The organism is Microbispora sp. ZYX-F-249, assembly GCF_039649665.1.
GTDB classification, from domain to species: domain Bacteria; phylum Actinomycetota; class Actinomycetes; order Streptosporangiales; family Streptosporangiaceae; genus Microbispora; species Microbispora maris.
On record NZ_JBDJAW010000039.1, the window covers coordinates 20,888 to 35,691 of the forward strand.

Annotated in this window: 13 protein-coding genes; 7 read left to right on the forward strand and 6 right to left on the reverse strand. The window is 72.9% G+C overall.

What is annotated here, in order from left to right:
• Positions 1-270 precede the first annotated feature (270 nt).
• The 5 genes from AAH991_RS32380 to AAH991_RS32400 all read left to right on the forward strand — a co-directional run bounded on the left by AAH991_RS32380 (position 271) and on the right by AAH991_RS32400 (position 2,634).
• Positions 271-660, forward strand: coding sequence for a site-specific integrase (locus AAH991_RS32380; RefSeq protein ID WP_346229724.1), 390 nt, complete (start codon positions 271-273; stop codon positions 658-660).
• Positions 657-821 (forward strand): hypothetical protein, encoded by a 165-nt coding sequence (locus tag AAH991_RS32385; protein WP_346229725.1) that lies wholly within the window; start codon positions 657-659, stop codon positions 819-821. The genes AAH991_RS32380 and AAH991_RS32385 overlap by 4 nt, the downstream gene beginning before the upstream one ends.
• A gap of 149 nt (positions 822-970) precedes the next feature.
• On the forward strand, positions 971-1,141 hold the full coding sequence (locus tag AAH991_RS32390) for a hypothetical protein (RefSeq protein WP_346229726.1): 171 nt from the start codon (positions 971-973) through the stop codon (positions 1,139-1,141).
• A gap of 165 nt (positions 1,142-1,306) precedes the next feature.
• Entirely contained in the window at positions 1,307-1,852 is a 546-nt protein-coding gene (locus AAH991_RS32395) for an RNA polymerase sigma factor (protein WP_346229727.1), read from the forward strand.
• Positions 1,853-1,920: 68 nt separating this feature from the next.
• Complete coding sequence (locus AAH991_RS32400; protein WP_346229728.1) at positions 1,921-2,634, forward strand: hypothetical protein; 714 nt, start codon at positions 1,921-1,923, stop codon at positions 2,632-2,634.
• Between the two features lie 407 nt (positions 2,635-3,041).
• Here AAH991_RS32400 and AAH991_RS32405 read toward each other — a convergent pair whose 3' ends face one another.
• The 4 genes from AAH991_RS32405 to AAH991_RS32420 form a co-directional block, all read right to left on the reverse strand.
• Positions 3,042-3,950: an FAD-dependent oxidoreductase gene (locus tag AAH991_RS32405; RefSeq protein ID WP_346229767.1), complete on the reverse strand. Its 909-nt coding sequence runs from the start codon at positions 3,948-3,950 to the stop codon at positions 3,042-3,044.
• Positions 3,951-3,998: 48 nt separating this feature from the next.
• On the reverse strand, positions 3,999-5,507 hold the full coding sequence (locus AAH991_RS32410) for a WS/DGAT/MGAT family O-acyltransferase (protein WP_346229729.1): 1,509 nt from the start codon (positions 5,505-5,507) through the stop codon (positions 3,999-4,001).
• 64 nt (positions 5,508-5,571) lie between these two features.
• Entirely contained in the window at positions 5,572-6,591 is a 1,020-nt protein-coding gene (locus AAH991_RS32415; RefSeq protein ID WP_346229730.1) for a peptidylprolyl isomerase, read from the reverse strand.
• Complete coding sequence (locus AAH991_RS32420) at positions 6,588-10,829, reverse strand: glycoside hydrolase family 38 N-terminal domain-containing protein (protein ID WP_346229731.1); 4,242 nt, start codon at positions 10,827-10,829, stop codon at positions 6,588-6,590. Before AAH991_RS32420 ends, AAH991_RS32415 begins: the two co-directional genes overlap by 4 nt.
• 177 nt (positions 10,830-11,006) lie before the next feature.
• Between AAH991_RS32420 and AAH991_RS32425 the strand changes: the two genes are divergently transcribed.
• Positions 11,007-11,300 carry a putative quinol monooxygenase gene (locus tag AAH991_RS32425; protein WP_346229732.1) on the forward strand — a complete coding sequence of 98 codons (294 nt, stop codon included), beginning with the start codon at positions 11,007-11,009 and terminating at the stop codon, positions 11,298-11,300.
• Between the two features lie 249 nt (positions 11,301-11,549).
• Entirely contained in the window at positions 11,550-13,823 is a 2,274-nt protein-coding gene (locus tag AAH991_RS32430; protein ID WP_346229733.1) for a glycoside hydrolase family 3 N-terminal domain-containing protein, read from the forward strand.
• A gap of 31 nt (positions 13,824-13,854) precedes the next feature.
• On the opposite strand, the gene AAH991_RS32435 is transcribed toward AAH991_RS32430, so the two are convergent.
• Together AAH991_RS32435 and AAH991_RS32440 are read right to left on the reverse strand one after the other, a co-directional pair.
• Positions 13,855-14,271, reverse strand: a complete 417-nt coding sequence (locus tag AAH991_RS32435; protein WP_346229734.1) for a DUF3592 domain-containing protein — start codon at positions 14,269-14,271, stop codon at positions 13,855-13,857.
• 86 nt (positions 14,272-14,357) lie between these two features.
• Positions 14,358-14,771 carry a PH domain-containing protein gene (locus AAH991_RS32440; protein ID WP_346229735.1) on the reverse strand — a complete coding sequence of 138 codons (414 nt, stop codon included), beginning with the start codon at positions 14,769-14,771 and terminating at the stop codon, positions 14,358-14,360.
• Positions 14,772-14,804 lie beyond the last annotated feature (33 nt).

Here is a 14,804-nt window from a genome sequence, read left to right on the forward strand (position 1 = left end):
CTGCGACCAACGCATCTGAGGCACCTTGTTGGTGGGAGATGCCTCCGAATGAGGCGGGGGGGTCGCCGCTGTTCCATCCCGTTGGCCGGCCGCGCGACGCATGGAGCCGCTACGCCGCGGGGGCAACACGGATGGTCACCACCCAGCCCCGCGGAGCCGACAACTCGCGACAGCTGAATGGGCGAGCCCGCCAGTACGGGTACGACACCGAAGAGGTTTCGGGATGACCTTCTTTATCTGGCGACTCGGCGGATGGTGGAGGTCGGCACGGTGGATCCAATCACCGTGGAGCAGCTCGGCCGCACACACCCGCTCGCCCGCCATCCCGACGGCTGTCTCACCGACCTGGCCAACGCCCGGGCCTCCGTCCACACCCGGCGCGCCTACCGCGGCCACCTGATCGCCTTCGCCGCCCACCACGGCGAGGAGATCGGCGCACTGACCGCCGCGCCGATCCGGGCCTTCCCGGCCGAGCTCGCCGACCTGTCACCGGCCAGCCGCAAGCACAAGCGCGCCGCCGTCGCCTCCTTCGCCAAGGGGGCGGTCCGCCACGACCTTCTGGCCGCCAACCCAATGGACCGCATCGACACGGTCGAGGTACCGAAGAGCCTGCCCCGGCCCGGCCGCGGCCGCCGACGTCATCAAGGGTGCTGGCGGTGATCTGCTCGCGGCGGCCGCGTAACGACCTGCCGCTGGACCGGCTGCGGGATCGGGTGCTGTTCGGGACCGCCTACGTGTGCGGCGCCCGCGCCTCCGACGACAAGGTCGCCGACGCCGAGATCCGCGCCGCACGCCGACGCCGGGACCGGGCAACGAGCTGAGGAAGCGCCGCAACCAGGAGCATCCTCAGCTCACTGCGATCAAGATCCTTCTCAGCGCCGACGGCTGTCCGCCGGTTCCTCGACCCCGGGACCCGCGCCACCTTGACCTGGAGGAACGACAGCATGCAGTCGGGCACCATCTCGGCGGCGTGGCCGCGCTCGAACACGGTGTACGGCGTCTTGCCGGGCATGCGCAGGCGGCTGCGGACCTCCTGCTCACTGCAGCCGGGACAGCCGGGCGAGTCGTGCAGCATGTCCTCGCCATTGTCGGCGAGCACCAGGCCGACCTCTCCCTGGGCAATCTCGATGCGCGCCGCTGAGCAGCGCGGCCATGCGTGACAGCTCGTACTCCAGTGCCCGGCTGCGCCCGGCCCTGTCGCCGCTGAAGGTCTCGATCTGAGGTGTCGTCGAATAGGGCCTGAAACGCTCGTCGCCGCCCGATCCAAGTAGAGGTGTAAGGGCGAACGACGAAGGGAGCGAGGCCAGTGCGCCTCAACGACGACCCCGCGGCCTTTGAGGCCTTCTATCGCCGCCACGTCGATGCCGTCATGAAATTCGTGGTCCGGCGGGTGAGCGACCCTCACCTCGCCGCCGACCTGACGGCGGACATCTTCCTGGCGGCCCTTGACTCGGCGCACACCTACGCGCCCGGCCGGGGTAGCGAGCTCGCTTGGCTTTACGGCATCGCACGCAACGTCGTTTCCGCCCAGCACCGCAAGGCGGCCGTCGAGGCGCGAGCGACCAGCCGCGTCGCCGGCCGCCGGCTGATGGACGACGACGATCTCACCAGGATGGAGGAGCGGATCGACGCCGAGCGCCGGATGCGCAACGCCTTGAAGGCCATGCAGGGCCTTCCCGAAAGCGAACGCGCCGTGCTGGAGCTCGTCGCGATCGATCAGCTCACCGTCACCGAGGCCGCCAAGGCTCTGGGCATCAGGCACGTGACCGCACGCGTCAGACTGCACCGCGCCCGGCGTGCCCTCGAGAACGTCGCCTCGCCATCGGCCGTGTACCAGGAAGGACGGATATGACCAACTTCGAAGATCGCCTTCTGAGTGCACTCAAGGACGAGATCACGACGAGAAAGGCAGAAGGTCAAATGACAACTGTGACACCCGTACGACGCACCCGGCGCATCGTGGGCCTGTCCGCCGCGGTGGCGGGGGCCGCGGCGGCCGCCACGGCCGTGGTGATGCTGACCGGCATGACTGGCAGCGCGGCGTACGCGGTCTCCAAGGGCTCGGACGGCACTGTCGACGTGCAGATCAACTCGTTCGTCGACCCCGACGGCCTGGAGGCCGAGTTGGCCGAGGCCGGGATCAAGTCGGTGGTGGACTACCTGCCCGCAGGCCAGACCTGCAAGCAGCCCCGGGGCGAGAACGGGGCCGCGGACGGGAAGTTCGCCGCGGGCATCAGCAAGGCGGGTGACGGGATCGCCTTCAAGATCAAGGAGGGGGAGGTCCCCGAGGGGTCCACGCTGGTGCTGGCCGTCACGAAGAGCGTGGACGGCGACTCCGCGCCGCCGTCCACGGTCTCTCTGCAGATCGTCAAGGGGACGGTCGCCCTCTGCGAGCCCACTTCCGCGCCCACGATCCCGCCCGCTGACCACGAGACCGGCGGAACCACGGACAAGCAGGACAACGGTCCCACCCTCAACGAGGGCACGGAGGAGGGACAGGGCGTCACCAATTCCGCGCCCGCGACCCCGCCCCTTGACAACGAAACCGGCGGAACCACGGACAAGCAGGACAACGGTCCCACCCTCAACGAGGGCACGGAGGAGGGACAGGGCGTCACCAACAAGAACGACTGACCGCCCCATCCGAACGGCTCCTCACCCACAGGACCGTGACTCCTCACCGGTAGACCTCTGGTCCGGCGGTCTTCCGCCAAAAGAAAGCGGCCCGCCCGGCGGCCCCTCCCGAGCAGCGGGGGCCGCCGGGCCTTCCGTCGTCACGATACGTCATGGTTCCGTTACGGTCGCTTGAGGCCACCCGGAGAAGACCAGGACGACACGGGAAATCCGTGCACGTGGTCGTGCCCGCGTAACCGTCTCACGCGTACGCGTGCGCACCATCGGAAAGGAACTCCTCAAAAATCAGTCGCTGACCAGGGCCTGCGCCTCGGCCACGGGCAGGGCGTAAGAGGTGGACCGGCTGATCGGGGCCAACGGGCCTCCCGCTCCCCCAGACCCCCGCCACGTCGCGCCCCACACGACCGTCACCGACACCCGGGAGGCGTCACGCGGCTGACCGGCCGACGACCGCTCATACAGATAGGCGCAGCCGCTTTCCTGCTCCTGCGGCGGGCGCCGCGCGTCGTACGGCGTGCCCGGGCCGTCACACACCACATCGGGAGGCCCGCTCCCGGCGAGACGACGAGCCGCCGCGGAGACGCCGTCACCTCGGCCCACACGTTTCCGACCTGCACCCGCTTGGACTTGACCGTCCACTGCCCTGCGCCGTCCAGCCAGAACCACTGCCGGATGCCGATAAGCCCGGGGCGGCCGCGCGGCGGCGCGGTCCTCACCTGCGGCAGCGGCAGGACGAGCTCCTTCACGGCCTGCCCCACCAGCATCTGCGGGGTCACCTCCGCTCCGCCGCCCGGCCGCCGAACGCGATCAGCCCGGCGTACGCCGGGCCGCCGGCGCCCCGGGTCGACGAGCGTGCGGACCGTGGAGCGGATGCCGTCCGCGCCGACGAGCACCTCGGCGGTCGCCGCGCTCCCGTCGCCGAACCGCGCGGTCACCCCATCGCCGGTCTCCTCGACGCCGGTGAGCCTCCTGCCGCGCTCGACTCGCACGCCCTGCGCCGCCGCGTGGTCGTGCAGCAGGCGGTACAGCTCCGGGCGCCGCAGGACGTGGCCGGGCGGCAGACCCGGGACACCGTCGTACGCGCCGAACTTCCTGCCCCGGCCGTCGCCGATGACCCTGATCGGCCGGCCGCTCGTCTCCACGGCGCCGGCGGCCCCGATGATCCGCAGCGCCTCCAGGCCGTTCGGCGCCACCTGCAGCCAGCCGCGGAGGCCGTCGGCAGGCGTCTCGTATGCCTCGTGGACCGTCGCCTCGATCCCCGCCCTGCGCAGTGCGAGCGCCGTGACCGGGCCGGCGATCCCGCCCCCGATGACCAGCGCCGCCCCCCACCACTGTCCGGCGCGGGACGAGCAAGATCAACGGTTCTACGGGGTATTCTCCCGACCCGGCTCCGCCCGCTGCCGCGCCCTGCGCGTACGGGGCTGGGCCCGGCCGGACAGAGCGCCGTACTCGGCCAGCGAGTCCCGGAGATAGTCGATGAGGTCCCACACGTCGGGCACCATGTCGCGGTCGGTGACGATGCCGAAGCCGAGCCTGCCGTCGTAGGAGAAAACGGTGATGTTGATTCCCCCGCTGACGTCCGTGATCACCGACATGGGGTAGAGCGCGGTGACCCGGGCCCCGCACACGTAGAGCGGAGTCTGGGGCCCCGGCACGTTGGAGACCAGCAGGTTCATCGCGGGAGCCGCACGCGAGGCGATCCGGAAGGCGGACTTGGCCGCCAGCGCGCTCAGCGCGGCCGGCATCGCCTGGCTGAACTCCAGGAGCCAGGCCGCCGGCGCCGCGGCGAGCCGTTCCTTGATCAGCCGCATCGAGCGGTTCACCGACAGCAGCCGGTCACGCGGGTCGGCCACGTCCGTCGGCAGGGTGGTCATGGTCAGCATGACCTCGTTGGCGGCCGATCCGTTGGCGGCCTGCCCCCGGGTGGACACCGGGATCCCGGCGGCCAGCGGCTGACGGGGCAGCTCGTCGCGCTTGACCAGCCAGCGGCGCAGCGCGGTGGCGCACATCGCCATGACGACGTCGTTCACCGTGACGCCGAAGGCGTTCTTGATCCGCTTGACCTCGTCCAGCGGCAGCTGGCCGAACGCGAACCGGCGGTGCCGCGAGATCGGCCCGGAGAACGGAGTGCGCGGCACAACCATGCGCGGCAGCTCCGGCAGGCTCTCGGCGGCGCCGCTCCCGATGCCGCGGACGAACCGCGAGACCAGCCCCGCCCCCGGGAGCTGGGCCACGAACGGCACCTCGTCCAGCCGCGGCATCGCCTCGGCCACGAACCGCAGCAGGGCGAACGGGTTGTCCAGCACCCGCGCGACGCCTCTGATGATCATTTCCACCGCGTCGGGGGCCTCCTGCGGCCCGGCCTCCGGAAGCGGCACGTCGGCAGGCTCGGTCTCGAAGTCCATCAGCGCGGCCAGCACCTCGGTCCCCGTGACGCCGTCGACGGCGGCGTGGTGGACCTTCGTGTAGATCGCCACCCTGCCCTCGGCCAGGCCGTGGATCAGGTAGATCTCCCACAGCGGCCGCCCCCGGTCGAGCCGCGCCGCGTGCAGCCGGGCGACCTGCTCGGCGAGCTTGTGGTCGTCGCCGGGAGGAGGCAGCGCCAGGTCCCGTACGTGGTAGTCGAAGTCGATCTCGCGGTCCTCCGCCCAGTAGGGGTGATCGAGTCCGAAGGGCACCTGGACCAGCCGCCTGCGCAGCGGCGGCGCGAGATGGAGCCGCCGTTTGAGCAGCGCGATCACGTCCTCGCGGGTCAGCGCGCCACCCGGCCTGCCGGAGGGGTCGAGGATCGTGAGCGCCGCGATGTGCGCGAGGTTGGTGGCCGTCTCGAAGTTGAGGAACTGCGCGTCGAAGGCGCTGACTTGCTGTGCCATGCCTACTGACCTGCCCCGAAACCCGCTGCTCGGACCGTCCGTGCCACCCGGAACCGTCCCGGAGTCAGTGCCGGTGGGTGGCGTCGGGCTGTGCCGGGTCGGCGGGGTGCTCGTACCCCGGCATGAGCACCACCGAGCCGGCGTGCCGCGCGTCGAGCCACCGGGCGAAGGCCCGCTCCGCGCTCTCCTCCGCCAGCTCCGCGAGTATCCGCTCCCGCGCCGAGGTGTACGGCTCGCGCCGCGCCGCCTCGATCCGCTCGATCAGCAGGGTCCAGGGACCGCCGGGGCCCTCCACGGGCCCGACCGTCTCGCCCTCGCGGGCCGCGAAGACCGCGTCCTCGATCGGCCCGGCGATCTCCCCGCGCCGGACCGGCCCGAACGGACGGACCCAGCGCGTCTCCGGCGTGGTGAACCGGTCGAGGTTGCGCAGGTAGTAGTCGCGCGCCTCCTCCTCCGACGGCGCGCGACCGGCGGCGAGCGCTCGGCACACCGCCCTCGCGGCCGGTGTCGTCATCAGGACGGCGGCCGCCACGCCGCCCGCCCGGAGCGCGGCGGCCGGAGTGAGGACCGGCCGCACGGTGGAGCCCGGCTCCGCGCGCCCGGACCGGCCGGCGCGCACACATGGCTCCTCGCGCACACAAGGGCCGGCACTGACGCAGGGCTCGCCGCTCATGCAGGGCACAGCGCTCATGCAGGGCACGGCGCTCATGCAGGGCACGGCGCTCCCGGACGGGGCCGTGAGCGGACCTGGAGGGCCGGCTGGCAGGCCGAGGCGGGCCGCCTCCTGCTCGGCCAGCGTCTCGGCCACCATGACCTGCACCAGCCAGCGGCGCAGGTTGCGGCCCTCGGCCGTCCCCGGGCTCGGCAGCCGGGCGGCGAGCGGGCCGCCGCGCAGCAGGCGCAGCCGCCGGTCGATCCGGGCGACCGTGATCGCCTCCTCCCCCACCATCGCCGCGATCCCGTCGCCCGCGGCGGCGCCCTCCGTCGGGCGGACGCCTCCCGACGCGCCCTCAGAAGCGGCGCCCTCCGGCGGGCGGAACCCGGCCACGGCGCCGCCGTCCAGGGGAGCATCCGGGCCGTTCACGGTCCGACCTCGACCTCGATCGTGTCCGTGTAGTGCAGCCACCCGGCGCACGCGATCTTCACCAGCGCCCACCAGCGGCCGGGGCGGGCGCCCGGCGGCACCCGTACCGGGAAGCACACCTCCGCCTCGCCCTCGGGTGGCACGACCACGCCCGTGTTCCACTCGGGGAACATCCCGAACGTCTGCCAGGGGCTGACGAGCTGCGCCCGCGCGGAGACCGGCGACCGCGCCTCCGAGCTCAGGCGGACGACGATCTCGGCCCGTTCGCCGGGCGTCAGCCGCAGGTGAGGCGGGTGGCCGAGCCCCTCCAGCGTCACCTCCGGCCCCGGCGACCGCCGTCCGCCCTCCCCCGGCCGGAACACGTGCAGCCGGGTGACATCCTCGTACGTCTGGCCGCCGAACTCGGTGCGCGCGGTGAGCAGGTGGAGGCCGTCCTCGGCGCCGGGGGGCGGGGTGAGCCGCACCGGCACGGTGGCGTGGCCTCCCGGAGGCAGCACGTACGGCCGGACGGCGGGCGCCACCGACCAGCCCTCGGGGGCGATGAGCGTGACCACGCCCTCCGCCCGGTCCTGCGTGAGAGCGGAGGCGATGGTCAGCGTCAGGTCCACCGGCCCCCCGGCGTCCACGTCGGACGGGGACAGGTGCACGGCGACCGGCAGGTCGCCCATCGGCGCGGGCCCGGTGTTGTCCAGCCAGTAGCGCGTGTGGACCGGCTGGTACGGCTCGGCCCCCGGCACCTCCGGCACCTCCCACACGGTCCCGCCGTCCGTCCCCGCGCCGGCCGCATCGGGACCGGCCGCCCGCTCACCGGCCGCGCCCGCGGGCGGCCCGGGACGGAGCGGAGCGACCAGCGTGACGATCTCCATGCCGTCGAGCGCGCCGGGGGCGTCGCCGGTGACGTTCTCCAGCAGGTCGGCGCGCCGCCACGCTCCCAGGGGCAGCGTCGTGGCGACCGACAGCGGGACGGTCCGGCCGCCGGCCTCGGCCACGCGGGCGGTCAGCGCGCTCACCGGGCCGGGCGTGCGGCCCGAGGCGATCGGGTTTCCGGCCGCCTTGAGCGCGGTGAGGACCAGCCCGGGCCCCGTCTCCAGGAACGACCGCGACTCCCCCGCCGGCCCGTCCTCCCCCACGGTCGCGAGCAGCGGGTGGTTGACGTCGTGGCCGAGCCGTACGAGATCGGCCGCGCGCCAGTCGCCGGGGGCGGCCACCAGGGAGCACTCGAACGTGTGCGTCCAGTGCTGGAGCTGGAAGTTCGAGCCGTCGGGCGCGGTGCGCCGCGGCGGGTCGATCCACACGCCGGACGGCCACCCGGTGCACGACCGCATGAGCGACACGTGCAGCGCCCCCGACGGATCGACCGCGAAGCCCGGGGTGCCCCGGTTGATCAGCCCGATCGTGTAGTCGTCGAGACAGGCGTCGGCCTGCTCGGACTCCGCCACCACCTCCACGGCCGCGTCGGCGAGGTCCGCGGCCAGCTCCTCGACCACCCCCTCGCCGCACACCACGAGGACGGGGAGGTCGCGGAGGCCGGTGAGGTCCGCGCCCGGCACCCACACCTTCTCCAGCGGCTCGTCCGCCGGCACCCACAGGCGGGCCCGGCCCCCGGCGGCGAGACGCGCGCGCAGCTCCGCGGCCTCCGCGTCGTCGAGCAGCGCGGCGACGAACGGGTTCTCCTCCGGGGTGCCGACCGCGATGCGCACGTCGGGCAGGTTGGAGTCGACGGCGAGGTCGCCGTACCGGGGGCCGGGCCCGGTGGAGCAGGTCGAGGTCACGCCCTGCCGCACGAGCGCCACGGCGAGGTCCCTCAGGTCGCCGGCGGCCGCGTCCACGGGCGCGATGATCTCGGCGACGCCGATCGCCCGCGCGCCGAGGGGCCGTCCGGCGGGCGAGCGCAGCACGACGCGGGCGGTGGACGACAGCGCGAACCAGTTGTGCGCCGGGTTGTCCAGCGTCCAGGGGTGCTCCGCGGAGTCCACGTCGATCAGGCCGAACCCGCGCCCGACGACGGCGCCGGCGACCTCGCTGACCGGCAGCGCCCCCGGCACCCGCACCGGCCAGCGCAGCCGGAGCAGCACGTCGGAGCCGTGGAACTCGTCCACGTGGGTGGTGAGGTCCACACGCGGCAGCCCGTCCCACAGGGTGATCTCCTGGGTGTAGGCGACGGGCCCGATCCTGCCGGTGACCGTGATCCGCCGGCCGGCCGGGCACTCGGCGACGGTCACCTCCGCCGGTGCCCCGGCCGATCCCGTCACCCCGCCGCTCGGCACCAGGTGCCAGGGGCCCTCGCCGAAACGCGGATGCGCCGGGTGCTCGTCGTAGACGAGCAGCTCGTTGCCCGCCCGACCCCGCTGCAGCAGCTCGCGGCCCTCGACGATGAGGCTCGACACCGTCCCGCCGCGCTCGGGGTCGACCTCCACCGCGTGCGTGGCGTTCCCGATCCGCGTCCCCTCGCCTGCGGCCCAGCCGATCGGGGCGGGCTCGGCGGTGGGCGCCAGCCGGAACGTCCGGTAGCCGAGCGCGGGCACGCCCGCGGCGACGAAGACCGCGTCCACGGCGGCGAGGCTGCCGTCCGGGTGCCGCTCGGGGTGCTCCAGCAGCAGCCCGCCGCCGGACTCGAGCCGCACGCCGTACGCCCCGGGCTCGGGCAGCGTCAGCCGTACGCGGACGAGGTCGGTCCTGGGCCAGGAGGAGGGGTTCCAGACGGCGACGCCGGTCAGGCCCTCGCCGAGGCGGCGCAGCGACGCGTCGAGGACCCGGCCGCCCAGGTCCCAGGCCTCCCGCCAGCCCGTCATCAGGTCCAGGTAGACCTGGTCGGACTCCGATCCGGTGATGCCGTCGTGGTGCGCGCCGTACGCGATCTGCCGCCAGGCCTTGTCGAGGGCGGCGTGCGGGTAGGGCGCGCCGAGGGTCGCGGTGGCGACGGCGGCGAACTTCTCCGCGTCGGCGAGCCGCGTCTCGGCGTGCCGCTGGACCTGCTTGGTGTCGATGTACGACACGTCCTTGCCGGTGTAGACCGGGTTCATGTCGCGCGTCTGCGGCGTGAGGCGGACGCCCTCGTCCCGTACGGCGGCGAAGAACTGCCGCGGCAGCCCGCAGACGAACCGGGGCGAGACGTAGCGCCGGTTCCAGTCGCGCTGGATCTCCATGACCCACTTGTTGGGCGGGGTGTAGTCGGTGCCGACGGGCAGCAGCACGTTGCGGGTCGCGGCGACCTTCTTGAGCAGCGTGAACAGCTCGTAGACCGCGGCCTCGGCCTGCTCCAGAGTGGGCGCGGAGTCCATCCACCACCCGGCGCTGTAGTGGGCCGGCATGTAGTGGGTGGTGACCCCGCGTCCCGACGGCGACACCCACTCGAACTCGGAGGGGAACTGCATGACCGACGGGTCGCCCCAGCCGCCGCCGGCGAGCATCGGGCCCCACTGGTGGTACGGCCCGCGCGCCCACGAGCTGGAGGTCAGTCCCGCCTCGGCGGCCAGCCCGGGGAACTGCGGGTCGTGCCCGAACGCGTCGAGCTGCCAGGCGGTCGCCGGATCGCCGCCGAGCACGTCGCGCTGGAAGCCGATCCCGTGGACGATGTTGCGGATCGTCGCCTCGGGTCCGGTCAGGTTGGTGTTCGGCTCGTTGTACGTGCCGCCCATGATCTCCAGCCGGCCCTCGGCGAGAAGACGCCGCAAATAGGCCCGGTCCTCGGGGTGGGCGTTCCAGTACGGCTTGAGGTAGTCGACCTCGGCGAGCACGAACGCGTAGCCCGGCTCCCTCCTGGCGGTCTCCAGGTGGAGCCGCACGAGGTCGAATCCCGCGTACTGGAACTCCTGCCGGTTCGCCTGCGCCGCGCCGCCCGCGTGGTCCCAGGTGGCGGTGTAGGCGGCCTGGGTGTTCCACCACACGGGGTCGTAGTGGAAGTGGGGGATCATCCAGACCGTCCAGCCCGGCTCGGACACGAGCAGCTCCCCCTCGGCCGTGCACCGCTCCCGGCCCGCGGCGGCCCGCACGGTGATCGGGACGCGTGCGCCCGGGACGGCGGCGGGCGCGGCGGCCTCCACCGGCACTTCGAGCGTCATGCCGGGGGGCCGTCCGTCCGCCCGGTGCTCGCCCCGCACCCCCGGGCCGCTGACCTCGACCACCGGGGACGCGTCGTCCGGCACCTCGCCGAGGACGACGCGGACCACCTGGCGCGGGCCCCCGCCGGAAGCCGCGCGGACGAACACCTCGGTGGACTCGACGGCGGTGACGCGCATGCGCACCCCTAACTGCGGCTTCCCACGGCGGCCGCTGGGGGGGACAGATGACGGTCGAGACATCCCCCGCCCGCGCGGCCCTCACCCATGTGATCTTCCCAGGCGCGCCGCCGGGGACGTTGCCGTACGCTGACCATGATCAGCGATCAGCCGTCCCGCCCGAGAGGAGACCCGACGATGTCGGTGTGCGTGGCGATCCTGCAGGCCAAGCCCGAACACGCGGACGAGGTGGAGGCGGCCGTGCGCGGCATCGCCGCCGCCACCCGCGACGAGGAGGGCGCCCTGGCCTTCGTGCTCCACCGGCAGGGCCCGGACAGGTTCATCATCTACGAGAAGTACGTCGACGACGACGCCCGCGAGGCCCACTTCGCCACGCCGTACGTCTCGGGGCTGGTGGCCCGGTTCGGGGAACTGCTCGTCGCCGAGCCGCAGATCGAGTTCGCCGAGGAGCTGACGGGCTTCATCCGCTGAGGCGGGCCCGCGGCCTCCCCCAGGAGGCCGGAGGCGCCCTCGGTGACGGGCTCGCCTTGCCCGAAGCAGGCGATCTCGACGTCGAGGGCCGCCTGCCGCGCGAGCGGCGGATCCGCCCACGGCGGACGTCGGGCCGCGCGGCGTGAAAGTTTCCTCGTGCGTGGCTGGTGGCGAGTGTCCGGGAGTCGTGTCGATTGACCCGAATTCCCGCCGATTCCTACGGTCGGCAGGAATTTCGAGGGAGGAACCATGACATCCCGGCTGAGGCCCGTCTGGGTCACCGCGCTCGTGGCGCTGCTCGCCGCGGCGCTGAGCGTCGTCTTCACCGCCGATCGCGAGGCCGCGCGGGCGGCGGACGCGCCGTACAAGGATCCGGCCCTTCCGGTGGCGGCGCGGGTGGACGACCTGCTGTCCAGGATGTCGCTGGACGACAAGGTCGGGCAGATGACCCAGGCCGACCGGTCGGCGCTGACGACGGTCTCCGACGTCGCGACGTACCGGCTCGGCTCGATCCTGTCCGGCGGCGGCTCGGCCCCCTCGCCGAACACCGCCTCCTCCTGGGCCGACATGTACGACAACTTCCAGCGGCAGGCGCTGTCCACCCCGCTCGGCATTCCGATGATCTACGGGGTCGACGCCGTGCACGGGCACAACAACGTCGCGGGTGCGACGATCTTCCCGCACAACATCGGGCTGGGGGCGGCCCGCGACCCCGACCTGGCGGAGCGGGTCGGGCGGGCGACGGCCGAGGAGGTGTCGGGCACCGGGGTCGACTGGACCTTCGCGCCCTGCCTGTGCGTGGCCCGCAACGACCGCTGGGGGCGGACGTACGAGTCCTTCGGCGAGGACCCGCAGCTCGTCACCCAGATGACGACGATCGTGGACGGCTTCCAGAAGGCCGGGAACGCCTCCATCCTCGCCACCGCCAAGCACTACGTGGGCGACGGCGGCACCACGGGCGGCAGGGACCAGGGCAACACCGAGCTGAGCGAGGCCGACCTGCGGGCCATCCACCTCGCCCCGTTCAAGGCCGCCGTGCAGCGCGGCGTGGGCTCCGTCATGGTGTCCTACAGCTCCTGGAACGGCGTGAAGATGCACGGCAACAAGTACCTGCTCACCGACGTGCTGAAGGGCGAGCTGGGCTTCACGGGCTTCGTGGTCACCGACTGGGCGGGCATCGACCAGCTCGACGGCCAGACCGGCTTCACCGCGAACGAGATCACCACGGCGGTCAACGCGGGCGTCGACATGGTCATGGTGCCGACCGACTACAAGAGGTTCGTCTCGCTGCTCAAGCAGGAGGTGCAGGGCGGGCGCATCGCGATGTCGCGGATCGACGACGCCAACCGGCGCATCCTCACCAAGAAGTTCGAGCTGGGGCTGTTCGAGAAGCCGCTGACCGACCGCTCCTACACCTCCACCGTGGGCAGCGCGGCGCACCGCGCCGTCGCCCGCGAGGCCGTGCGCAAGTCGCTGGTCCTGCTGAAGAACGCGGGCGGCGTGCTCCCGCTCGGCAAGAGCGGCGGCAAGATCTTCGTGGCCGGCAAGAGCGCCGACGACATCGGCAACCAGAGCGGCGGCTGGACGATCAGCTGGCAGGGCTCGTCCGGGAACATCACGCAGGGGACCACGATCCTGCAGGGCATCCGCGACGCCGTCGGCTCCGGCGCGCAGGTCACCTACAACCGCGACGGCAGCGGCATCGACTCCTCCTACCGCGCGGCCATCGCCGTCGTGGGCGAGACGCCGTACGCGGAGGGCCAGGGCGACCGGACCGGGTCGATGGGCCTTGACTCGACCGACCTGGCCACGCTGCAGCGGCTCAAGGCGTCCGGCGTGCCGCTGGTCGTGGTGCTCGTCTCCGGCCGGCCGCTGGACATCGCCGGCCAGCTCGACCAGTGGAACGCGCTGGTGGCGGCCTGGCTGCCCGGCACCGAGGGGCGCGGCGTGGCCGACGTGCTGTTCGGCGACCACGCCCCCACCGCGAGGCTGCCGATGACCTGGATGCGCAGCGCCGACCAGCAGCCGATCAACGCGGGGGACGGCAAGCAGGCGCTGTTCGAGTACGGCTTCGGGCTGACCTACGCGGGCTCCAGCCCGTCCCCCTCCCCATCCCCGTCTCCGTCGCCTTCTCCGTCCCCGTCTCCGTCGCCTTCGCCGTCTCCGTCCCCGTCGCCCAGCGCCAGCCCGTCGGGGCCGTCCGGCGGGTGCGTGGTGACGTACAAGGTGAACGACTGGGGCAACGGGTTCACCGCGGACGTGACGATCACCAACAGGTCGTCGAGCCCGGTCAACGGGTGGAGGCTCCAGTGGACCTACGCCGGCAACCAGAAGGTCACCGGCTACTGGAACTCGACGATCACCCAGTCGGGCCAGCAGGTCACCGCGTCCAACGCCACCTGGAACGGGACCATCGGCGCGGGCGGAGGCACGGCGAGCTTCGGCTTCCAGGGGTCCTACAGCGGCGCCAACACCACCCCCGCCGCGTTCACGCTCAACGGGACGGCCTGCGCGATCGGATGACGGCGCCCCGAGGGGGCGGGGACACCGCGGTTCAGAACGTCTGGACCAGCGCCACCCCCGCCCCCGCGGCGAACAGCACGATGCCGACCGCGAGGAAGACGCCGCCGAGGAGCGTTCCACTGCCCGCCGCGCTGTCGACCCGGATCCGCGTGGGCTTGGCCGGGTCGTACAGCACCGGGACCTCCTCACCCGGCCGGGCGGGCGGCGGGTTGCTCCCGTAGGCGGTCTCGGCCTCGACCTGCTGGCCGTACACGGTGGTGAAGCGGATGGTGGGGTAATACACGGTCCCGTCGTCGGACCGGCTCGCCCGCAGCCCGACGACCAGGCCGCGGGTGCGCTGCGCCCGGCGGCGGAACTCTCTCGCGTTCATCGTGATGCCGCCGCCGATGAGGCCGAAGAGGAGACCGATGCCCGAAAGGATCAGGGTGATGAGAGCGGTTTGTGACACGATCGGACTTTAGGGCCCCCGCTTGCGATCGGCTTGCACCGTTCCCAAACCGCGACCGTCCCGCAGCGCGACGGCGTGCGTACGGATCAGGGACGCATCCGGATGAGCGTCTCGGCCACGTCGACGACCGGCTCACCGAGGTCGAAGCGGCTGAACAGGTGGATCTGCTCGCCGGCGTCGATCTCCAGGAGCTCGGTCGTGAGACCGTACCGGCGGTGCGAGTCCACCCGGATGCGGTCCACATCGTTCCAGGAGATGCGCTCCCGCCCGGCGATCCCGGAGACGACCAGCCCGTCCTCCCCCGCCGCGAGCCGCACCGGCGCGACCAGGTCGCGGCCGGTCAGCAGGCCGATCCCCAGGGCCGCCACGCCGGCGAGGAAGAGCTGCGCGCCGTCGCCGGCGACCGCCAGCACACCGCACAGCACGGTGCCCGCGGCCTTCAGCGCAACGATCCCGCGCGGCACCCGCCATTCGTGCCGCGGCTCCTCAACACCCGCCATCGGGGCAGCGTAACCAATGTGAGGTCTTTTCGC

Coding starts and splice junctions, on each gene's coding strand:
- AAH991_RS32400 (WP_346229728.1), top strand. CDS start 1,921: ATGACAACTGTGACACCCGTACGACGCACCCGGCGCATCGTGGGCCTG.
- AAH991_RS32410 (WP_346229729.1), bottom strand. CDS start 5,507: ATGGCACAGCAAGTCAGCGCCTTCGACGCGCAGTTCCTCAACTTCGAG.
- AAH991_RS32420 (WP_346229731.1), bottom strand. CDS start 10,829: ATGCGCGTCACCGCCGTCGAGTCCACCGAGGTGTTCGTCCGCGCGGCT.
- AAH991_RS32425 (WP_346229732.1), top strand. CDS start 11,007: ATGTCGGTGTGCGTGGCGATCCTGCAGGCCAAGCCCGAACACGCGGAC.
- AAH991_RS32430 (WP_346229733.1), top strand. CDS start 11,550: ATGACATCCCGGCTGAGGCCCGTCTGGGTCACCGCGCTCGTGGCGCTG.
- AAH991_RS32440 (WP_346229735.1), bottom strand. CDS start 14,771: ATGGCGGGTGTTGAGGAGCCGCGGCACGAATGGCGGGTGCCGCGCGGG.